27 protein-coding genes are annotated in these 20,542 nt (G+C 40.5%); 9 read left to right on the top strand and 18 right to left on the bottom strand.

The annotated features are described in order from the left end of the window. Positions 1 to 56: 56 nt before the first annotated feature. Positions 57 to 968 carry an EamA family transporter RarD gene (rarD, locus tag V6Z54_RS16550; RefSeq protein ID WP_059375535.1) on the bottom strand — a complete coding sequence of 304 codons (912 nt, stop codon included), beginning with the start codon at positions 966 to 968 and terminating at the stop codon, positions 57 to 59. An 86-nt stretch (positions 969 to 1,054) separates the two neighbouring features. Between rarD and V6Z54_RS16545 the strand changes: the two genes are divergently transcribed. After that, positions 1,055 to 1,528, top strand: a complete 474-nt coding sequence (locus tag V6Z54_RS16545) for a spore gernimation protein GerT (RefSeq protein ID WP_039179316.1) — start codon at positions 1,055 to 1,057, stop codon at positions 1,526 to 1,528. A 40-nt stretch (positions 1,529 to 1,568) separates the two neighbouring features. Here the strand turns inward: V6Z54_RS16545 and V6Z54_RS16540 are convergent, their stop codons facing one another. Continuing rightward, positions 1,569 to 1,787, bottom strand: a complete 219-nt coding sequence (locus V6Z54_RS16540; protein WP_024422697.1) for a hypothetical protein — start codon at positions 1,785 to 1,787, stop codon at positions 1,569 to 1,571. Positions 1,788 to 1,862: 75 nt separating this feature from the next. Then, positions 1,863 to 2,195, bottom strand: a complete 333-nt coding sequence (locus V6Z54_RS16535; protein ID WP_041085725.1) for a winged helix-turn-helix transcriptional regulator — start codon at positions 2,193 to 2,195, stop codon at positions 1,863 to 1,865. Between the two features lie 138 nt (positions 2,196 to 2,333). Between V6Z54_RS16535 and V6Z54_RS16530 the strand changes: the two genes are divergently transcribed. From V6Z54_RS16530 to V6Z54_RS16520, 3 genes are all read left to right on the top strand, one after another. Continuing rightward, entirely contained in the window at positions 2,334 to 2,951 is a 618-nt protein-coding gene (locus V6Z54_RS16530; protein ID WP_041085726.1) for a nitroreductase family protein, read from the top strand. A 238-nt stretch (positions 2,952 to 3,189) separates the two neighbouring features. Beyond that, positions 3,190 to 3,393: a DUF3311 domain-containing protein gene (locus V6Z54_RS16525; RefSeq protein ID WP_041085728.1), complete on the top strand. Its 204-nt coding sequence runs from the start codon at positions 3,190 to 3,192 to the stop codon at positions 3,391 to 3,393. Further along, on the top strand, positions 3,393 to 4,880 hold the full coding sequence (locus tag V6Z54_RS16520) for a sodium:solute symporter (protein WP_073979711.1): 1,488 nt from the start codon (positions 3,393 to 3,395) through the stop codon (positions 4,878 to 4,880). Before V6Z54_RS16525 ends, V6Z54_RS16520 begins: the two co-directional genes overlap by 1 nt. Positions 4,881 to 4,974: 94 nt before the next feature. Here the strand turns inward: V6Z54_RS16520 and V6Z54_RS16515 are convergent, their stop codons facing one another. Then, positions 4,975 to 5,889 (bottom strand): class I SAM-dependent methyltransferase, encoded by a 915-nt coding sequence (locus V6Z54_RS16515; protein WP_073979710.1) that lies wholly within the window; start codon positions 5,887 to 5,889, stop codon positions 4,975 to 4,977. 356 nt (positions 5,890 to 6,245) lie between these two features. Then, on the bottom strand, positions 6,246 to 7,631 hold the full coding sequence (locus tag V6Z54_RS16510; RefSeq protein WP_338527498.1) for a S41 family peptidase: 1,386 nt from the start codon (positions 7,629 to 7,631) through the stop codon (positions 6,246 to 6,248). A gap of 150 nt (positions 7,632 to 7,781) precedes the next feature. Between V6Z54_RS16510 and V6Z54_RS16505 the strand changes: the two genes are divergently transcribed. Together V6Z54_RS16505 and V6Z54_RS16500 are read left to right on the top strand one after the other, a co-directional pair. Further along, a complete protein-coding gene (locus V6Z54_RS16505; protein WP_073979709.1) occupies positions 7,782 to 8,480 on the top strand; it encodes a class I SAM-dependent methyltransferase in 699 nt (232 codons plus the stop codon). A 92-nt stretch (positions 8,481 to 8,572) separates the two neighbouring features. Further along, the gene (locus tag V6Z54_RS16500; RefSeq protein WP_024422704.1) at positions 8,573 to 8,824 is read left to right on the top strand and encodes a hypothetical protein; all 252 of its coding nucleotides are present in this window, start codon (positions 8,573 to 8,575) and stop codon (positions 8,822 to 8,824) included. A 50-nt stretch (positions 8,825 to 8,874) separates the two neighbouring features. Here the strand turns inward: V6Z54_RS16500 and V6Z54_RS16495 are convergent, their stop codons facing one another. From V6Z54_RS16495 to V6Z54_RS16475, 5 genes are all read right to left on the bottom strand, one after another. Further along, positions 8,875 to 9,705, bottom strand: a complete 831-nt coding sequence (locus tag V6Z54_RS16495) for a M15 family metallopeptidase (protein WP_039179330.1) — start codon at positions 9,703 to 9,705, stop codon at positions 8,875 to 8,877. 68 nt (positions 9,706 to 9,773) lie between these two features. Continuing rightward, positions 9,774 to 10,469: a purine-nucleoside phosphorylase gene (gene deoD, locus V6Z54_RS16490; protein WP_012010274.1), complete on the bottom strand. Its 696-nt coding sequence runs from the start codon at positions 10,467 to 10,469 to the stop codon at positions 9,774 to 9,776. Positions 10,470 to 10,581: 112 nt separating this feature from the next. Further along, positions 10,582 to 10,899 carry a hypothetical protein gene (locus tag V6Z54_RS16485; RefSeq protein WP_039179333.1) on the bottom strand — a complete coding sequence of 106 codons (318 nt, stop codon included), beginning with the start codon at positions 10,897 to 10,899 and terminating at the stop codon, positions 10,582 to 10,584. Positions 10,900 to 10,953: 54 nt separating this feature from the next. Beyond that, complete coding sequence (locus tag V6Z54_RS16480) at positions 10,954 to 11,562, bottom strand: phosphatase PAP2 family protein (RefSeq protein ID WP_073979708.1); 609 nt, start codon at positions 11,560 to 11,562, stop codon at positions 10,954 to 10,956. A 50-nt stretch (positions 11,563 to 11,612) separates the two neighbouring features. Beyond that, the gene (locus V6Z54_RS16475) at positions 11,613 to 11,783 is read right to left on the bottom strand and encodes a YozD family protein (protein WP_064497481.1); all 171 of its coding nucleotides are present in this window, start codon (positions 11,781 to 11,783) and stop codon (positions 11,613 to 11,615) included. Positions 11,784 to 11,902: 119 nt separating this feature from the next. Between V6Z54_RS16475 and V6Z54_RS16470 the strand changes: the two genes are divergently transcribed. Next, positions 11,903 to 12,037, top strand: coding sequence for a hypothetical protein (locus V6Z54_RS16470; protein WP_255290989.1), 135 nt, complete (start codon positions 11,903 to 11,905; stop codon positions 12,035 to 12,037). Here the strand turns inward: V6Z54_RS16470 and V6Z54_RS16465 are convergent. The 7 genes from V6Z54_RS16465 to cgeC form a co-directional block, all read right to left on the bottom strand. Beyond that, positions 12,034 to 12,714, bottom strand: a complete 681-nt coding sequence (locus tag V6Z54_RS16465) for a hypothetical protein (RefSeq protein WP_039179337.1) — start codon at positions 12,712 to 12,714, stop codon at positions 12,034 to 12,036. The genes V6Z54_RS16470 and V6Z54_RS16465 overlap by 4 nt on opposite strands. A gap of 143 nt (positions 12,715 to 12,857) precedes the next feature. Beyond that, a complete protein-coding gene (locus V6Z54_RS16460) occupies positions 12,858 to 13,082 on the bottom strand; it encodes a YozE family protein (protein ID WP_024422709.1) in 225 nt (74 codons plus the stop codon). Between the two features lie 79 nt (positions 13,083 to 13,161). Further along, positions 13,162 to 13,443 carry a YokU family protein gene (locus V6Z54_RS16455; RefSeq protein ID WP_041085745.1) on the bottom strand — a complete coding sequence of 94 codons (282 nt, stop codon included), beginning with the start codon at positions 13,441 to 13,443 and terminating at the stop codon, positions 13,162 to 13,164. A gap of 2 nt (positions 13,444 to 13,445) precedes the next feature. After that, entirely contained in the window at positions 13,446 to 14,846 is a 1,401-nt protein-coding gene (gene ablA, locus V6Z54_RS16450; RefSeq protein ID WP_041085747.1) for a lysine 2,3-aminomutase, read from the bottom strand. A gap of 117 nt (positions 14,847 to 14,963) precedes the next feature. After that, positions 14,964 to 16,340: a sigma-54-dependent Fis family transcriptional regulator gene (locus tag V6Z54_RS16445; RefSeq protein ID WP_041085749.1), complete on the bottom strand. Its 1,377-nt coding sequence runs from the start codon at positions 16,338 to 16,340 to the stop codon at positions 14,964 to 14,966. A gap of 145 nt (positions 16,341 to 16,485) precedes the next feature. Further along, positions 16,486 to 17,781 (bottom strand): glycosyltransferase family 2 protein, encoded by a 1,296-nt coding sequence (locus V6Z54_RS16440; RefSeq protein ID WP_041085751.1) that lies wholly within the window; start codon positions 17,779 to 17,781, stop codon positions 16,486 to 16,488. 17 nt (positions 17,782 to 17,798) lie between these two features. Then, a complete protein-coding gene (gene cgeC, locus V6Z54_RS16435) occupies positions 17,799 to 18,119 on the bottom strand; it encodes a spore maturation protein CgeC (protein ID WP_041085753.1) in 321 nt (106 codons plus the stop codon). A gap of 207 nt (positions 18,120 to 18,326) precedes the next feature. Here cgeC and V6Z54_RS16430 point away from each other — a divergent pair, with 207 nt between their 5' ends. Next, entirely contained in the window at positions 18,327 to 18,728 is a 402-nt protein-coding gene (locus V6Z54_RS16430) for a hypothetical protein (RefSeq protein WP_024422714.1), read from the top strand. Between the two features lie 15 nt (positions 18,729 to 18,743). Continuing rightward, complete coding sequence (locus V6Z54_RS16425) at positions 18,744 to 19,706, top strand: DUF3880 domain-containing protein (RefSeq protein WP_041085755.1); 963 nt, start codon at positions 18,744 to 18,746, stop codon at positions 19,704 to 19,706. Positions 19,707 to 19,735: 29 nt separating this feature from the next. On the opposite strand, the gene V6Z54_RS16420 is transcribed toward V6Z54_RS16425, so the two are convergent. After that, entirely contained in the window at positions 19,736 to 20,458 is a 723-nt protein-coding gene (locus tag V6Z54_RS16420; RefSeq protein ID WP_041086832.1) for an acylneuraminate cytidylyltransferase, read from the bottom strand. Between the last annotated feature and the right edge of the window lie 84 nt (positions 20,459 to 20,542).

The following is a 20,542-nucleotide window of genomic DNA, read 5'->3' as shown; positions in this document are numbered from 1 at the left end:
TAACAACTTATTATGACATGATCCGCCTGCAAAAAAAAGCAAACTGCTCGTTTGGCTTAATGAGAATTCGCTGTTTTTTTCATGCGTAATTGAGAGGTGGTAAACAGTAAAATCGCCACCCAAATACAAAGAAACGTCACAATTTTAGCTGCAGATAAGTGTTCGTGATAAACAAACAGCCCTAAAAACAGCGTGATTGTCGGTGCAATGTATTGCAAAATGCCCACTTGATAAAGAGGAATTCTTTTTGCGCCTTCTGAGAATAAAAGAAGCGGCACGGCTGTAAATACCCCTGCAAAAAATAAGAGACCGAGCGACCCGAAGCTGTTAGGATTCATAGTCACAACAGGTTCTTTTAAGAAAAATAATAAGTACACGAGTGCAGCCGGTGCGAGAAGCAGCGTTTCAATTGTCAAACCAATCGCGCTCGTGAAGCTCATCCTTTTTTTAATCAGACCATAAAAACCGAAGCTAAAGGCTAATAAGAAAGCAACGACAGGAAATGACCCGTATTGAACTGTTGAAAGGATCACCCCAAATGCGGCAATAAGGATGGCAATGGTTTGCCATTTATTTAGTCGTTCTTTTAAGAAAATAATCCCTAATAGAACGGATACAAGCGGATTAATATAGTACCCTAAACTTGCTTCTAGCATAAGACCATGATTGACTGCCCAAATATATACATACCAGTTGACCGAAATTAAAATAGCAGATAAAAGTAATGAAAAAAATGCTTTACCATCTAGTATGAGACCTTTTACTGTCTGCATCGCTGGGCGGACTTGTTTTAAATACAAAAGAATACCGCACATAAACACAAATGACCATACAATTCTGTGCGCTAAAATTTCGCCTGACGAAATATGCTCCATCAGCTTCCAATATAACGGGAATAAACCCCAGAGTGTAAAAGATGCTGCCGTGTAGAGAACACCTTTTGAATGCTGTTCGTTCAATGTAACCATCCCTTTCTAAATCTAACGTATATTATAGCACGCACGCTGGCGAATGGGCATATACTAATTCAGGGCATTTAGAAAGGATGATTCGCATGTTCGACTGGAACCGATTATTCCCTTTTCAAAAGCAGTTCTCAAAAGAAGCCTTAAAGAATTCAGATCCTAAAGACGTTGAGCAGTATGTCAATCAAGTCATGGAAAGTGTATTCGGCTCCAATTATCCTGCTCAGTTCCCATTTCAGGACCCCCTTTCTCAAAATCAAAAAACGAGAGAAACTGACGTCCAAAAGGAAAAAGAGCCAGAAGTCGAAGTGTTCGAGACGACTGATCATGTGTTTGTCAAAATTGAACTTGCTCGTCCGAACACAGAAAAAGTCAAAATCAAACATACAGCCAATCTGCTGTTTATTGATCATTTTCCTGAAGAAGGGGCGCAGAAGAAAGTAGTCCTCCCTGCTGCTGTGAAGCGAAAAGGAACGAAGGCGTCGTATCAAGATGGTATATTGGAAATTATGTTTTTAAAGCATGATGATCCAGGAATTTCTGAAATTGATATTCCATTATAAAAAGCCTGCTTTGGAATGGAAGCAGGCTTACTCTTTTTCCTTAATAATATGGTGGATATCCGCCGCCATAAGGTGGTGGAGCAGGCGGTGGTGGCGGGGGATAATATGGACGGGGATAATTAAAAATCGCACTTCCTAGAAATCCGCCAAGCAGTCCGCCGACCAAAGGAGCGCCAAAACCAAAAAACAAAGGGACTCTGGATTCATATGGCGGAATGCCAGGGGCGCCGCCTCGAAAATACGGAGTATGAGGGTACATGCATTTCTCCTCCTTTGTCATGTGCCTAACATCAGCATATTCATCAGGAGTCAAAATGTTTGGGCAAACCTGAAACTAGGCTTGCTCCTTTTTGTCGTGAGTGTCTGTATACTCCCCTGCCCACCGAGATACCTCATGAAACACATCATGTAACGCATTCCCTTTTTCAGTTAAACTGTAAATGACTTTGACAGGCGTCTCAGGCAGGACGGTCCGCTCTATAATCCCTTCTTGCTCGAGCTCTTTTAAACGCTCTGCAAGCATTTTTTGACTGATAGACGGTATCGTGTCTGTGAGGTCTTTAAAACGCTTTGGACCATCAAGCAAAACATGTATAATGAGCCCATTCCACCTTTTGCCTAGGAGTAAAAAAGCTTGCTGAATGTGTGGACATAATTGGAATTCCATAAATTTCAGCCTTTCTTTTCATGATTGTTTGACAAACTAACGGTGTACAATTTAAAATATTCCTAGTTACAATAAGTAAGCTTCTCACTTTTTAGTTATTGTACCATACTATTTGCAAAAACGGGAGGAAATATCCATATGGCGACCGATCAAAAAACGATTGACATCTTAAAACAAAGAGCTTCAGTAAAAGAGTATGATACTACTCATGAAATGACAAAAGAAGAGTTAACAGAGCTACTTGAAATCACAACAAAAGCACCATCTGCTTGGAACCTTCAACATTGGCACTTCACTGTGTTCCATAGTGCTGAAGCAAAAGCGAAGTTACTTCCGATTGCGTACAACCAAAAGCAAGTATCACAAGCATCAGCTGTTATTGCAGTTCTAGGTGACCTTGAAGCTAACCAAAATGGCGAAAAAATCTACAGTGAGCTGGCTGAACAAGGCTTTATTACTGAAGACATTAAAGAAACATTGATGACTCAAATCAATGGCGCATACCAAAGCGAGCAATATGCACGAGAAGCAGCGTATTCAAATGCTTCATTAGCTGCTATGCAATTAATGATTGCGGCAAAAGCAATGGGCTATGATACGTGTGCAATGGGTGGCTTCAGTAAAGAAGCATACATCAAGGAATTCAATGTCAGCGGCCGCTACGACCCAGTGATGCTGATTTCAGTTGGTAAAGCAGCAAAAGAAGCTCATAAAAGCAATCGTTTCGACATCGAAGAAGTGTCTGATTTCCTTTAAAAATTGGCAAGGTCTCAGCTTTTATGCTGAGGCTTTTTTATTTGTTTTAAATATTATTTCTACATACTTTCTTTTACCTTCTTCCTCTTTATACTTTCACTCTTTCTCCTTTTTCATGAATGAAAGCGTTATATTAGTATGATATTCACCAAAATGATTGTTTTTTCTGAAAATGGTCTTGTGATCTAATCTGACAACTGCTATTATTATGAAATTACAAAATATTCAGGAGGAAATCATGAACAAAAAATTGATACTGGCATTACTTATCGCGATTCCATTCATCGGACAGCTCGCATTACTGCCATTTGCGAATCGCATTCATCCATTTGTCATCGGCCTGCCCTTTTTCCACTTCTGGCTCTTACTATGGATTGTACTCACACCAATTTGCACATTTATCATTTATAAGATGCAACATTCAAATGGAGGAACTGACTAATGCAAGGAAATTTAACAGCTTTATTGATTACTGCAAGTATTATTTTCATCGTCGTGGTCATCGGTTTTGCCGCTGGTCGTGACAAATCATCAAGACAGTCAGTAGAAGAATGGTCTGTCGGCGGGAGAAAATTTGGCGGACTGCTTGTCTGGTTCCTCGTTGGCGCAGACTTATATACAGCTTATACCTTTTTAGGGCTTACAAGTACAGCTTATACAGCTGGAAGCGTCGCTTTTTTCGCTATTCCCTATTCAGTCCTAGCTTATTTTATTGCTTATTTCTTTTTACCGAAACTATGGACGATAGCGAAAAGTCACAACCTTACAACACTTGCTGATTATGCACGTGAGCGGTTTGACAGCAAGCTGTTATCTAGTTTGATTGCGATTGTTGGGGTACTTATGCTGATTCCTTATATTTGTCTTCAGCTGAGCGGGATTCAAGATACGTTAACTGTCGCTGGAACGAATTATATTAATGTCAATGCAGTTGTTATCATTTCATTTATTTTAGTCGCACTTTATACATTTTTCAGTGGTATTAAAGGTCCTACATATACAGCCATTATTAAGGATATTCTCGTTTGGGTGATCATGTTGTTTATGGTGGTTTCACTGCCAATTATTCATTTTAACGGCTGGACACCGATGATGAACACGTTAGCCAAAGAAGCGCCTCAGCTTCTCACGATCCCTGAAGGCGGTCCTAAGGGGATTTTATGGTTCATTACTGCTTCAGGCGTTTCTGCCCTTGCTTTGTTTATGTGGGCACACGCCGCAACTGGTGTTTTTACAGCCAAAAGTGCAGATGCCATCCGTAAAAACAGCATGTTTTTGCCTCTTTATAATATTGTATTGATTTTGGTCATCTTCCTTGGATTTATTGCCTTTTTAGTCTTACCAGAAGATACAAATCCAAGATTTGCTCTTCTTCATTTAATTCAAACATCATATGGCGGCGTGATGCAGGGGCTCGCTTATTCAACGATTGCACTGGCTTCCCTCATTCCATGCTCCATCATGGCAATTGGCGCATCGAATTTATTTGCCAATAATTTATACCGTGACTTAATTCATCCGAATGTGTCACCTAAAAGATTGACCATCATTACACGTTCGATGGTGTTTATCGTCATCGGGCTCGCTCTTTTATTCGGGATGCTGTTCCCAACTGCACTTGTCACACTTCAGCTCATTGGTGTTTCAGGAATGGTCCAAATCTTCCCTGCTATTGCCATCAGCTTATTCTGGAAAAAACAATCGAGAGAAGCAACGATTGCTGGGTTAGTCATTGGAATCATCGTCACCTTTACAGCGAATATCTCACAAGTCACGTTCGGTCTTTATGAAGGTTTTCTGGGTTTACTAGCAAACGTCGTAGTCATCTTGATTTTAAATCCATTCTTCCAAAAGAAGGTCACATCCAATTCTGTCATGAATGAACTATTTGAAAAGGATGATGAAAAAACAGAAGCGATCACAAGATAAGAAAAAGCAGTCCCCTGAGAGGACTGCTTTCATCTTGTAGACAAAGTCTACAAGATTTTTTGTATAACACAATTCCAATGTACATGCTGGAGTTTTATTTTTTTACGGCATGAATGTAATGAATGGTCTCAAAAGCTGATAGGTAATCTTCTCTATTGTTAAAATACAGTTTATTAATTTTTTCAGGTGATAAATGTTCATAAATGAGTAAATCTGATTTCTCTAACACCTTTTCGATTTCAAAGTACGAAAAACATGATTTCATCGGTTCTCCGCCTATTGAAGCCATTTTCACCATATTTTCAACTCTATTAGAGGTTCCTTTTTCTTCGAATAGTTTTTCATCTGCATAATCAAAAACGATTGAACTTCCTGATGGAACCTTGGTGAATAAATAATCTATTAAGCTTGAAACTTCCTCTTTCGTTAAATAGTAAGAAACCCCTAGAAGGCTAAAGAACGTCTTTTTGTTATCAAATCCTTGACCTATTAGGTTTTGATAGGACAAATTTTTGGTGAAGTCCATAGAAACAAAATGAAGATTACTTGGGATTTTTAAGTTAGCCTCGTCCAATCTTTGCTTTTTAAATTCCTGTGTAGTGGGATGATCAATTTCAAATATTTCTAAGCTGTTTTCCAATTCTGAATGTCGGAAGCTAAAAGTATCTAATCCAGCGCCAAGTATGACATATTGTCTTAATCCTAACGCTACCTCATGAAGCAATACTTTTTCGCAATACGCAGCACGTGATAAGGTTATTGGAGACAGCTGGACTTGTGTAATCCATTTTAATATTTCTTCTGTATTTCCTTCGAATTTTTGTGCGATATCTTTGTTGAATAAATGTATGCCTTGAACCATATTTTCTTTGATGTCATTGAATTCTTTTTCAGAAATTAATTCTTTAGCTATATAATCATTAAAGATTTTAGGCGTATCAAATTGACTATGATAGGATCTAGCAAAAGCTGATATTAACGAAGTGACACTGGACTCATCTTTCTTCATACAAACACACTCCTTTATTTTAGAACAAAAAAATAGGATTCTCCTGGCCAGGAGAATCCTATTATATATTCTAAAAATAAGAAAGTAAATTATAGCATAATCACATTTTTTTGTCAAGTTTAAAACAGTCTTTTTCCATACAAATAGTAACACCTAACAGCGTTACATGGATCAAAAAAGAAAGTATACTTACTTTCATTGCCATGAATTTTAAAAGGAAGCAAACTAGACATGGAAAGACCCGTGTTCAGCTTAAAACTCTATATGTTTTTATCAAAAAACCCCACTTCACTTAAAATAAAGGTGGGGTTTTTCTACAATCTTAAAGCAGTCCCCTGATGAGAACTGCTTTTTCTTTATTTCATTTCTTTTTTCAAGACTTCAATGGCTCTTTTCATTTGTGTATCGTTGTTCTTTAACTTATCTTGGATCTTTGTCATCAGAACGGTCGTTGTATCTCCTGTCAGAATACCGTCTGCCTTTAAATCGTTGTCTGTTTGGAAGCTTTTGACGATAGTCTGGAATGCTTGATCGTACTCACCGTTCGCTTTTGCTTTGTAGCCGAGCGCTTGGAACATTTTTTGAGCCGCTTTGACTTCATCTCCATTGTCATTTAGCTCATACGATTTTTTCGGGCTTAAGTACGGCAGCTTTGCATAACTTGGAAGAGCTGCTTTGATCTGTGGTTCAATTCCTTTTTTGTGAATCCAAGAACCGTCTGGAGTCAGCCATTTTGCAATGGTTAACTTGACACTAGAACCGTCATTATAGTTTTGCGCATTTTGAACAGTTCCTTTGCCGAACGTCTTTTCACCCACAATTTGAATGCCTGAAGATTGGTGCAGAGCCGCCGCCATGATTTCAGCAGCGCTGGCTGAGCCGCCATTTACAAGAACAACTGCCGGCTGATGGACTTTGCGTTCTTTTTCAGCCTTGTACACTTGTTTCTTCCCTTTTTCTTCAACTTGCATAATGACTTTCCCTTTATCGATAAAGTCATTGCTCATTTCTATGGCTTCTGTCATAATGCCGCCTGGATTATCTCTTAGGTCAATGACAAAACCTTTTGCCCCTTTTTTCTCGAGGTCATCAATCGCTTTATCCAGCTCTTTCGATGTAGTTTCAGCAAAGGACGTAATTTGGATTTCTCCTATTTTGTCTTTTGTGAGTTTGGCATACACCGTCTCAAGTGGAATCGTGTCTCTTGTGATGGTCACATCTACATTGCCAACTCCTTGACGGTTGAGATGCAGCTGGACATCCGTTCCTTTTTTTCCTCTGATGAGAGAGACGGCTTTATTGACCGACATTCCTTTGGTGCTTTTTCCATCCACTTTTAAAATATGATCATGAGGTTTCAAACCAGCTTTTTCAGCAGGAGAGCCTTTAATCGGCGCGACAATTAAAATTTGTCCATCCTTCTCTTCTACTTGTGCACCAATTCCTTCAAATGATGAAGAAATGGTGTTGTTAAATCCTTCGGCTTCCTCCTGATCCATGTATGTAGAGTATGGATCATCAAGTGATGCAATCATTCCTTGGATCGCACCATCTACTAGTTTTTGATCATCCGTTTTTTCGTAATACTCATCCTTTACCTTCGTATACGCAGCCATGAGTTTACTAAACTTCTCGTCTCCAGAGACGCTGACAGCACCTTGTTTTGTGATCACAAATGTAATCGCAGAGGACAGTGCAGCAGTCACCAGAATGGCTACCACGAACTTCATTTGTTTTTTCAAAAAAACACCACCTTTATCTCCTTTCATTATTATCAAGGACGATGCCTCATCCGTCAACCAAAGGATCAACTTCTATTTGAAAAGATAAGCCATTTGCTCCTTTATTGCATAATCTTTAGAGAGGAACAGGATAAGGAAAGAAGGGATGATATGAGTGATTATGTAGAAATGCTTGCCTATTTTGGCGTATCAGGTGCCCATCCTGGCGGAATTGAGTTAACAAAAACGATGATTGAGCATATAAAACTGCCGCCTCATGCACGTATACTGGATGCCGGATGCGGTACAGGACAGACGGCCGCCTACTTAGGAAATATAGGTTATCAGGTGGAGGCCATTGATACGCATCCATTGATGATTGAAAAGGCGAACCTGCGATTCAAGCGGGAGGAACTGCCAACCCGCGCCTTAGAGGCATCCATTGAGCAGCTGCCCTTTCCAGATCAAGCGTTCTCTCTACTCATCAGTGAATCTGTTTTAAGCTTTACCAAGCTGCCTGCTGCACTTGCTGAGATCAAACGCGTCCTTGCTCCTGGCAGTCAATTGATTGCAAATGAAGCTGTGTTAAAAGCTCCTCTTACATGTGAAGAGATGGCAATTGTTCGAGATTTTTACGGTTTTCACTCGCTCTTGTCGCTTGAAGAATGGAAGGAGCAGTTAACAGCAGCAGGCTTCCGTGACATTCAGATTCTCTCATTCGATGAACATATGGTGCAGGAGGAACCGACAGAAATGGAATTATCTGAACACATACCGCCTTCTCTTTACGAGACACTGCAAACACACTACGATCTCATTCAAGCACACCGAAAGCAACTAAGTCACATTCTATTTGAATGTACCGTATAAAATGAGCGAATCTCCTATATGTTTTGTCCAAACTCTATGAAGTCTCTCGCATAGGATAAGAGTGAAAAGAGTTTGTCATAAGGAGGAAAAACATGGAGCGCTACTACAAGCTTTGTCAGCAGCACATGGGGAAAGTCGCTAGAATCACTGATCGTAATGGCAGAGTACATGTCGGACGCATTGAGCGTGTGACAAACCGCAAAGTTTATATTCGTCCAGTCGGCGGGTCTCGCGGGGGCTTTGGCTTTGGCTATTGGGGCGGATATTATGGCTGGGGTGCAGCGTATGGCATCGGCCTTGGGTTCATTACCGGCTTCGCACTAGCAGGATTGTTCTTTTTTTAAAAGAAGAATAAGAGAAGGCCTCCCGAATAGCTGGGAGGCCTTTTACTTGTTTAGATTTTCTTTACTTTGTTCATGTATTCTTCAAATGTTAAATCGTGATCATGCATCGCTTTTGCAGCTTCTTTTCCCACATAGCGCAAATGCCACGGCTCATATTCGTATTTGGTAATGTCTTCTTTTCCTTTTGGATAACGGATGATAAAACCATATTTGTAGGCGTTTTTAGCCACCCATTTGCCATCTGGTGTTTCACCAAACTTTTCAGAGATCTCAAAGCCGGCACTTTTTGAGGAAATGTCCATGGCTAAACCTGTTTGATGTTCACTTTCGCCTGGTAAAGCGACTGCTTCTTGTGCTTTTTCTTTGCCTTTTAATTTGACCTCACTATCAAAAATGACTTTTTGACGGTCATAAGAGCGATAGCCAGATACTGCAGCAAGCTCAAAGTTTTCCTTTTTTGCACCTTTGAATAACTTTTCAAGCGCTTCCGCTGCTTCTTTGCGGATATATCGCTTTTCAATATCTTCCGAAAAAGAGAATTCTACTTTTGGTACAACGAGATCAGAAGGTTTATAGGTTCCTGGTAATGCATATTCTTTGTTGACAAGTGCTAGCACATTTTCAGGATTTTGAATGGTTTTCAGACCGCTCACAACCTTGATGTCATTGAAATATTCACTCTTTAACGTCAGCTCTTGATTCGAGGAATCTGCCGTATCGTTTGAGTTGTGCTGGGGAGATGAACTTGCTGCGTTTTTTTGTTCGTTTGTTTTGTTTGATTCAGATGTACCGCTTTTTTGATCCAGCAACTGGCAGCCTGATAGTGCGGCTGTCAAACCAAGAATCGATGCGATTGAGAGTATTTTGTAGCTTTTCTTCATGACATACCTTCCTTTTGCTCTTCTAAAAAAATAAAGATGCGCTACGTTGTAGCACACCCTTTATACTATTATAAAACGGAGTCTAGCGCAATTAAGATCATTTCATCAAACGTTGTTTGACGCTCTTCAGCCGTTGTTTCTTCTCCTGTTAGAACATGATCACTCACTGTCAAAATGGATAACGCTTTTCGATCAAATTTTGCTGCAAGAGAATAAAGAGCGGTTGTCTCCATTTCGATCGCTAAGATACCATATTGAGCCATGAGCTCAAGTGGTTTTTCATTGTAAAATTGGTCAGCTGTAAATACATTTCCAACACGTACAGCGACATTTTTTGCTTCAGCAGTGTCGTACGCTTTCTTGAGCAGACCAAAATCAGCGCATGGCGCATAATCAATCGGTCCAAATGCCACACGATTCATTTGTGAATCTGTTGATGATGTCTGGGCTAAAATGACGTCACGTACATTGACATCCCTTTTGATAGCTCCGCAAGATCCAACGCGAATTAAGTTTTGAACATCATAGCTTTGAATGAGTTCATTCACATAAATTGAAATAGATGGTACGCCCATCCCAGTGCCCTGTACAGAAACACGTTTTCCTTTATAGGTTCCAGTATAGCCATACATTCCGCGCACTTCGTTATAGCACTCAACATCTTCTAAATATGTATCTGCAATATATTTCGCACGAAGCGGATCACCTGGTAGCAATACCGTTTCTGCAATTTGTCCTTTTTCAGCTCCAATATGTACACTCATTTTTTAGCCTCCACTTATGTTTACTATGTATTTTATCCTATTTATTATAAACGATCGAGCTTAAAAAAGAAAATACCAGCTGGATCTCAAGCTGGCATCATTCATCATCTATTTAGCCTATCGTCATTAGTCGTTCACTGCGTTTCCATCCTGCCGGAGAGAGCTGATAATAGCACTTCCCCTTTTTCCTATCATCAATCACAACAATATCACCTGTTGTGATAAACCGCGCATTGTAATCATTAGGGACTGTATCATGTACATTAAATGTCGAGAATGCTTTTTCCAGTACATCAAGGTGTGTCCTGCCGCCAATCTTTGTCCGGTACACAGGCTGATGCCCGCTTGCAGCGCCATATTCAGGTGTTTGATAAATGGTTAAGTGAAATGCTGAAGGTTTCTTTTGAAAAAATCTCAACGTCAATTGCATTCAAATCCCTCCTCTTTAATATAAAATTGGCTGGGATCTGTCAATTTCCTTCTTCTATTTTTGTCGAATGGCAGACAATCTTTCGTCAATCTTTTTACAAATGAGAAATAAAGCAAGTCCTATCGCAAAGCCTCCAGCGACATCTGTCAAATAATGCACGCCAATATACATCCGGCTGATGCCAATGACTAGGACGCCTAGTCCTGTGATCAAATAGACAATTTTCTGTCTTTCTTTCAGCCCTGGAATCATCTTAACTAATAGATAAGCCATAAAAGGATAGATGGTGGCTGCATTCATCGAATGTCCACTCGGAAAACTGTAATACGTTTCACCTACAAGGTGATCAAAGGCCGGACGCTCTCTAGCAAACAACCCCTTTAATTCATGATTGATTGTTTTTTCTGTGAGATATAATAGAAAAAGCATCATGATAGAGTAGTAGCGCTTATACATAAACAATACCACACTAAAAATGAGCATGATTGGAACGAGCAGCGCGCTGATGCCAAAGTCCGTCAAAGCCAACATGACATCATTTAAAAAAGGGAGTCTGATGCTTTCAAACCATAAGATGATCTGGTTGTCCAAATCTTGACAAGCCCCAGATACCATGAGCGCAGCAATGGCGCCAAATAAAATGAAAAGAAATAGGATGTACACGCGAAGGATTCCCCTCCCTCTCTCTTCAGAATCTCTTCAAAGTATAGTGCCTACCACGCCTCTTCTTCAACTATCATTGCTTTTTTCAGCATATATTCAAATGTAATGTCAGCCAGCTCAAATGTTTCAAGCTCAGCAGGTATGTACCCTCTTTTGATCAGCTCCATGTAGAAGAACTCCGCAATTTCCTCTGTATCAATCACCAAATCTGCTTCTTTCATTGCATTCCGCCTCCTTTTTTATGATGTATGAACGCCGGCTGTTTTTTATTACAGTTTGTCATAATGGCTCATTCCATACATATAAATGCAGTAAACAAAAAGAAAAGGGGCTTGAGGCAATGAAATGGTTAAGCATATTAGATGGAGAAACATTTGATCAGGTGATGGGCCGTATCTTGAGGGGATGGTTTTATGTGATTGCATTTTTCTGTGTGCCTTATTTTTTATTCGTGTTAGGACAAGTCTTTCTTTAACCAAAATGTTCGTGTAAACTTTCCAAAATAAAATCCATCATATCCTTATATTCTGGATCTTTGAAAAATTCGTAGAGAATTTTATAATCGTTATAAATATCAAGAAGCTCATCCACTATAGATACAGCGAGAAATTCAAGTGAAGCTTCGCTTTCTTGTTTCTCTTCTAGCTGCAATAGAGCCGTTTGAACCATATCTTCTTCTAACTCTTTTGAGGTTTCTCCGACGTAATGCACAAACAGAAGCTGATGAACAAACTGATCCATCTCATATTTCCTTAAGACAAGCGTTAAATCTTCCTCTTCTGTTTCCAGCCACTCTCCGTCTTTCAGCCTCGTAAGTTCGTAAATGACATCCTCCCAGCCATCTTCAAGGTAGCGCCAAATTTCAGTCCGATGACCGATGATTTTAAATAGCTCTTTTCCGTAATCTTTTACATATACAACATCGCCAATGAGGAACTCATATTCAATGTCCAGCTTTTCTGTATCGACAATCACCCCGCTATACTCATCGTAAAGCTGAAGTGATGTTTCAAAATAAAGCACCTCATTATGATTGACCTCATATAAATAGTGCTGGTCAATTTGATGGACTTTTGTAATCGTTCCGACTGTGCCGTACATGACAACGACGACAATATCCCCTACTTGATATTTTGGTGCTTTCGCCTTCATTCTGTCTCCCCCTTGCCCGACTTTTGGTCTTAACGTATCGTATGCCGGCGCAAGGAATTCTGCATGGGCAACCACACCATGCAAAACGCCATTTTATTTCTTATAAAAAACCGCTTCTCCCATATGGAACAAGCGGTTGTGTGTTATTTTTTTTTGACTTCTACTTCGTATTGCTCAAACGCTTCGTCAAATGTTGTCATTGAGCTTAGATAATCACCATTTAATTCTAAATAAGCACACAGCTCATGATAATCAGTGGAAGCTTTAGGAAAGCTGTGATCTTCATACGCAGCATTTGCAAAATGGCTGATTTCATCTTTCGGTTTTGGATGTCTGAACTTCATTAAATAATGGTAAAACGACTTCACCTGTTTTTCCCTCCGCGACACTCTATTTTGTTGTTATATTATACAGCAATTTGATGACTTGTATAGGCGGAGGTACAACTTATGAAGAAAAGTCAAAGTAATTTCGCTTTAATAACCGCTCCATGCTCATTAATTCTTCATAGGAGATTTTTTCTGGAAGTTTTGTCTGGTCCACTAAAATTAATTGATCTTCAATCTCTTTGACCGTCTCATCCTTTTGATATGTCATACCGCAGTGCGTGCAGGAGATGGACGGCGTTTCGATGATTTCAATTGATTGTGTGCCCGTGATCAGTTCCCAATAGACTGTTGTCTGCTTAGCATTTGCTTTGTTTTCCTCACACCAATCACATGTCAGCAAGGCTATTTCTCCTCCTTCACGGTTTGTTCTTTTTTGAGCTGAGCTTGATATTTCTTCTCTTTTAATTCATCCCGTTTTTCACGTTTGTTTTTAAGTGTGTCATGCTCAGGATTTGTCTCATATGCTTCTCTACGTTTCATTCGATTTAAATTCTCAGGCGTAAACGATCTTGCTTCATCCTCAAATAGTGCGGTAATACCAATTGCTGGTTCTTGTTTTTCTTCATAAATTTCATTGAAATACGCATCTGCCTGACCTGCGACGTAATGCTCTGGTTCTGGATAAGAGGTGATGACACCTTCAAAGTTACGAAGGACGACTTTGTCAGGGCTTTGCGATAATAAATAATTTGGCTGTAAGGCAATTTTCCCTCCGCCTCCTGGCGCATCTACAACAAAGCTTGGCACTGCATAACCGCTCGTATGCCCTCTTAAACCTTCAATGATTTCAAGCCCTTTTGATACCGGCGTTCTAAAATGGCCAATGCCCTCAGATAAATCACATTGATAAATATAATATGGTCTGACCCGAATCTTCACGAGGTCGTGCATCAGCTTCTTCATAATCGGCACACTGTCATTAATACCTGCAAGAATGACGGCCTGATTCCCTACAGGGACACCGGCATTCACGAGACGTTCGCATGCTTCTTTTGCTTCTTTTGTGATTTCAATACTTGTGTTGAAGTGAGTATTCAGCCAAACTGGGTGATATTTTTTCAAAATCTCGCACAGCTCATCTGTTATACGCTGCGGAAAGACAACCGGCGCGCGGGTTCCAATCCGAATGATCTCAACGTGCGGAATGTCACGTAAGTTTTTCAAAATGTATTCAAGCACTTGATCATTGATTAACAGCCCATCTCCGCCAGAAATTAACACGTCCCGCACCTCAGGTGTTTCTCTAATATATCCAATGGCAGCATCTAACTGCTTTTTCGGCACACCCATACCAATCTGACCGGAAAAACGTCTTCTCGTACAATAGCGGCAGTACATCGAGCACTGATTTGTCACAAGAAACAGCACGCGATCTGGATACCGGTGCGTGAGCCCCGGGACAGGTGAGTCCTCATCTTCATGCAGCGGGTCTTCCAGATCATATTTTGTTTTATGAAGCTCTTCTGCAATTGGCACAGATTGCATACGTATTGGACATCTTGGATCGTCTGGATTCATCAGTGAGGCATAGTAGGGTGTAATGTTGAGTGGAATGGTTTTGGTGGATATCTTCACCCCTTCTTTTTCCTCTTCTGTTAAGTTTACGATTTTTTCTAAATCCTCAAGCGTTTTCACGGTATGCGTCAGCTGCCAAATCCAGTCGTTCCACTTTTCCTCAGGTACATCTTTCCAAAGCTCAATGTCCTTCCAGTGACGTGCCGGTTCATACAATTTCTGATTCATTTCCATTCCCCCTATCAGCATTCACTTTATACTATGCAAGTTATGTGCCAACATGGGAAAATGCCCCTATTCTTTAGAAAAGGAGCTTTACCCTTCATATTCAATTGGATGCAGTGCCTACATTTCGGCATCTGCATATTTCTTTAGTTTATATTGCAGCGTTTGTCGAGGGATTTTTAAGGCGGCGGCGGTTTTTTTAATATTCCCATTATGCTGATGCAAAGCTTCTTGAATCAATGTTTGTTCAAATGAAGACACTTGATTTTTTAAGGAGGATTCAGATGTTTCCTTTTCCAGCTTTTGCTCACGTAAATGAGCCGGAAGGTATAGAGGGGTGATCTCTTCCGCTTCCTTTGGCATCATCAACACAGCATGCTCTATCGTATGTTTTAATTCTCTAACATTCCCAGGCCAGTGGTGCGCCATAAACAATCGTTCCGTTTCTTCAGAAAGCCGTGTGACGTTTTTTGAAAACTGCTGATGATAGGTTTGAATGAAGTGGCGGGATAGCAGCGTGATATCTTGCTTTCTCTCACGAAGCGGCGGAATATGAAAAGATGACACATGCAGTCTATAAAATAAATCTTCTCTTAAAATTTGCTTTTTCACTGCTTCGAATGGGTCCATATTGAGCGCAGTAATGAGCCGAACATCCACTTGAATGGACTTTGCATCACCGATGCGGCGGACAACGCCATCCTCTAACACACGTAATAATTTCGTCTGAAGCGTGAGCGGCATCGCTTGCAGCTCATCAAGAAAAAGCGTGCCTCCATCAGCTAACTCGAAAAGTCCCTTGCGATCAATTGCGCCCGTATAGCTCCCTTTGACAGATCCAAACAATAGACTTTCAAGTAATGATTCTGGCAGTGCTGCGCAGTTTTGCGGAATGAACACTTGGTTTTTTCGGTCAGATTCATGCACAATGGCTTGAACGAGCACTTCTTTTCCTGTCCCTGTTTCTCCGTAGACAACAACTGATGATGGATAAGCAGCTGCTTTTTTTGCCCTTTCAAGCATTTCTTTTAAAAGCGGGTCATTTGTTAAAAATGAAGCAAAATCATGCATTTGTTCGACCTCAGCCGCGTCATGTATCCGCTTTTTTTGACCTAGACGATTGGAAAGGGCTGACAGCTTTGATACATCTTTTGCGACTTCGACCGCACCTATTAACTCGTTATCTTCAATAATAGGCAATGTCGTGTTCACTGTTTCAATTTTTTCTCCGTTTTTATTCAAATAGGTTTGCAGTGAATGATAAATGGGCTTACCTGTTCTCAACACATGCATGAGCGTACTTGTTTTTTCAGTTAAAGAGGGATACACATCAAGGATGTACTTACCAATCACCTCTTCTTTTTGTAAACAGTCAAACTTAGCGGCATTATGATTGTAAAAAATCGTCATCCCTCGATCATCTACAACGTGAATGGCTTCATCAATGGCTTCTAAAATTAATTCAAACCAATCTGCTCTTTCGACAACCTTCCCCATTCTTTCCCCCTCACTTTCAGTGCCAAAAAACTGGCATCAATTGCCGAGTTTTCAGCGGCTTGATCATTTTTAAATGGTTCTCTATCCTTTTCATGTTTCGCTTTATCCTTTCTACTTCCTGCAAAAATTTAAAAAAGCACCCCCCTTATGAGGAGTGCTTTCGCCCAGATGTTTGATAAAGTGACAGATCGAATTCTTGCAGCGATTCCCTATACAGCGGCACAATCGGCTTTCCTTCCTGAAATAACGTAAATTGGGACGGGTACAGCTTAATCGGCTGATGATAAAAAGCAAACCGCTTCACGACCTCAGGATCAATACGGCAAAAGGCATGATGCACAAGTAAATAAACATCTTGTTTCCATTTAAACAGCCGCCTGTTTGGCGGACTGAATACAGGAGAAACTTTGATGATATCGCCATCCTCAAATGCCTGAAGCTGGTCATTTGAAATCGTATAGATCTCCTTTGGGTGAAACTGAAAATATTGCACGTCACGTTTTGAAGCAAACCGTCTTTTTTTCTGATCTTCAATATAAAAGAACGTTTTCCCCTGATCTGCGGTGACGACCGTATAATTGGGGACTGCCAGCTTCTCTTTCATTTCATATTTCATCTCACATAATAGCGGAACACGGATCGCACGCCTGTTCTTTTCATTTATCCAGCGCTTTTCAATTCCATGAAGTTTTCCGCCTGCGATTTGATAATAATCCCCTTCTTTTTCAATGACCGTTCCGTCAATTAAATCATAGGGCATACTCGAAAACTGATGGTGAAAGGAATGAGGCGTTTTATACGTTATATCCAGTACATCTTTTAATGGAAAAAACGCAGCGAAATGATTCAGCCTCATCCAAAAAACAGAATCTGCATGATGCCAGTGCTTTGGCTCATCATCCCAATATTGTCCGTATTTTTCATGAATCAGTGGAAGCAAGCGGCTTCTGTGCATGACCGAACAATGATCCACTTGAAAGGACGCATGCTCTAAGATTTGATCTGCTTCTCGAACAAAACTCATCGTTTCCACTAAATACTGATTAACATGCACGACCCGTTGCGAGGAATACACAATATCTACATGAGGCTTCGACCGAAAAACATCCACCATTTTAAGCAAACGATCTTTATGGTACACGGTATCATCGGTTAAATAACAAATGAGCTCACCTGTTATACGGGTTAATGCTTCATTAATAAGCGTCGCATATCGTGCGGTTAACAGCCGTTTTGCCGGATGAACCGTGTTCGAATACAGCTGAATGCGGTCATCACTTAAATAGGGCTGGATCTTTTGAATGGTGCCCTGTTCTGAGCCATCATCCATAATCAAAAGCTCCCAATGCGGGTACGTTTGTTCTACCATACTCTTTAGCACACGATCAATGAAATCTGGTTTATTGTAGCTTGTTAATATCACCGATACTTTCATGATCATTATCCTTTTTGATTAGATTAAAAAGCCCCCCAGCTGACAATGTTCACAAAAGGAACACTCACCCTTAGCTGATTTGTCGCGTTTTTAAAGACCGCAACCGTATCAAACAATTGCACAACAACCACGTTTTGAAGTACATCTCCATTGACTAAATGAACACGCGGCACTGGAATGCCGAGCTCAAGCCATGGACGAAGTAATTCTTTGATGTCTGACACATTCTCTTCCTCACTTTCTTCTAAAAGGCGAAGAAGAAGTAAAATCAAGATGACTTCAAGCACTCCTTCCGACTCTAGTAATTCTTCGTTCCAACCATCTAATAATTGTTCAAATTCCATTCATAATCCCTCTCTCTTCACATTTAATCTTTACTAGAGTATGAGCGTCACTTCATTTAGCCTCAGCATTTGAAAACATTTTTAAAAATGTGTGAAGTGATTAATTGAAAAAAAGAATCAGGAATCAGCGTTCTGCTTATGCCAAAAAAAATGAACGGCATATACATAGGGGTGAGTTTGAATTGATGAAGAAAGGATGGGGAAAAAATGAGCGAAAAGCGTGCTGAATTAAAAAAAGAATTATTGAAAGTGTTTTTCAAACCAATTACTCATGCATTAACAGCTAATCTCGAAGAAGGAGGAGTTCAAATGGAAGAAAAATTGAACGATTTATTAAGTGAAGTGGCAGCTGAGGCATCACCTTCAGATTCTGCTACAACACTCGATGTATCTCAGCCAGCAAGATGGATCTTTGCAAGACTTGCACCAGGAACAGTCATTAGCATTGTCACTGACTCAGGAGATTTAATTGGGCCAGTTCAATTTGTATCATTCGATGCTTCAACAGGTGTTGTATTTGTTACACAAGAAAGCTCTGTCACACCTACAGGCTCAGCAACGACTCTATTAGATGTAGATAAAGTTGAAAGTGTTACATTCACATCTTAATGTGAGAGGGTCATCATGAAGCTTCTTTATATCAGTTCTGGCTACGGCGGAATCTATCACATGTTTGATCAATGGGTAGAAGAAAGCTTCATTGATTCCCCCTTTTCATGTGTAAAGATTGATAGAGAATCTCTACCCACTAACATGCACAAAATCCGGACATTTTCTCCGGATTTTGTTTTGATGATGATCGGTGATCATGTTCCGAAAGATGTACTTCATCAATTCAAACAAGAAAAAATCCCGATCGTTCTGTGGATGACAGAAGATCCCTTTTATGCAGATGTATCAGCTGCTTGCGCACGTGATGCTCAGCTTATCTTAACGATTGATGAAGGGATTTTGCCTTTTTACAAACAATTAGGCGCTGAAAATACACACTACTTTCCCATTCCGACAAATACACGTGTTTTTCAGAAAAATGAATCGCCACAAGAGATGTGTACGTATGACATTGCGCTCGTTGGTTACCCTTATCCCAACCGCATCAAAGCCATCGATACACTCTTAAAGCAAAACAAATGGCGCATTCTCGTTGCAGGTAAGGAATGGCACCGTCATTTAAATAAATCACGGAGACAATATCGTGATTTCACACTTATAACGAATTGGCTGAGTCCTCAGCAAATGGCGGACATCTATCAGCAAACAGCGATTGTCCTGAATCCGCATAGGCCCGCTCATTTTGTGTATAACAAAAACAAAGCCATGATTCAAAATATGAGCCTCAATAACAGAGCATTTGACATTGCTGCAACTGGAAGTTTTCAATTGACGGATCTGCATCCTCCGCCTACTTTTTCAAGCTTTGCTTTTTACAAAGACGAGGATGATTTGATCAAACAGGTGGAATACTATGGATCAAATGCAGGTGAAAGAAAGGCGGCCGCACTGAACAACTACGAGCAAGCCGTTCGCTGGAATACATTTGATACGATGCCGCAAAGGCTTTATGAAATCGTAAAAAGCGCCCTATAACTGGGCGCTTTTTCTCGTTGAATGCTAGCTTATGCATGATCTTCCGCATCTCGGCGAGCCAATAAGACGTTCTCAGCTTCTTTCCGGTCTCTTTCCTGTTTCACCACAAGCGACCGCGTGTGATCCATCATATATGCTCCGACAGATCCTTCTAAAAAGGAATGAATGCATTCTTTTGCATAATGAGCATGAAAAGCATATACCGCACCATTTAGCCGGCCATACGTATATGGCTGCTCATGCTTTGGCATAAAAAAGTAATGATTGTCCTTATATAAAGTAGCTTCATTGTTTTCATGAAGTGTCCAAGTTTCATTTGGGTTTTCTAACGCCTCTGTAAAAGATGCGGTGCAGTCATATCCACCCTCCACTAAAAGCTGCAAGCACTTCTCGATATCTGCCGGCTGTCTTAGAGGAGACGATGGTTGCAGATACAGCACAATATCAAAGGTTTTCCCCTCCCGCTCTAAATAAGCAAGCGCATGCTTCACAGCTAACAGCGACGGCGTTTGTTCTGTTACATGTGTGCTTGGCAGTTCAATCACATTTGCTCCGTAGTGAGATGAAATGATTTGCGTATTGACATCCTCCGAAGAGACGATGACTTCATCTAACTCAATCATTTGCAAAAGCGGCTGAATGGTCCAAAAGATAAGCGGCCGCTCTGCCAATATGCGTATGTGTTCATCATGCTGGCCGTCGTGACTTCTAAATGCAGGTATCATGGCTAAAATACGATTTCCCCTATACATGTCTTCTCTTCTCCCCTCGCGCACAGCTCCCATACAATTTTCTTCACTGCCCGAGCTGACCGCAGTACTGAAGTATTCAGGTCT

Origin of the sequence: Bacillus sp. MAG717A, from assembly GCF_036884855.1 — a bacterium.
Taxonomy (GTDB): Bacteria; Bacillota; Bacilli; order Bacillales; family Bacillaceae; genus Bacillus; species Bacillus safensis.
This window is presented reverse-complemented; position numbering and strand designations above follow the sequence as displayed.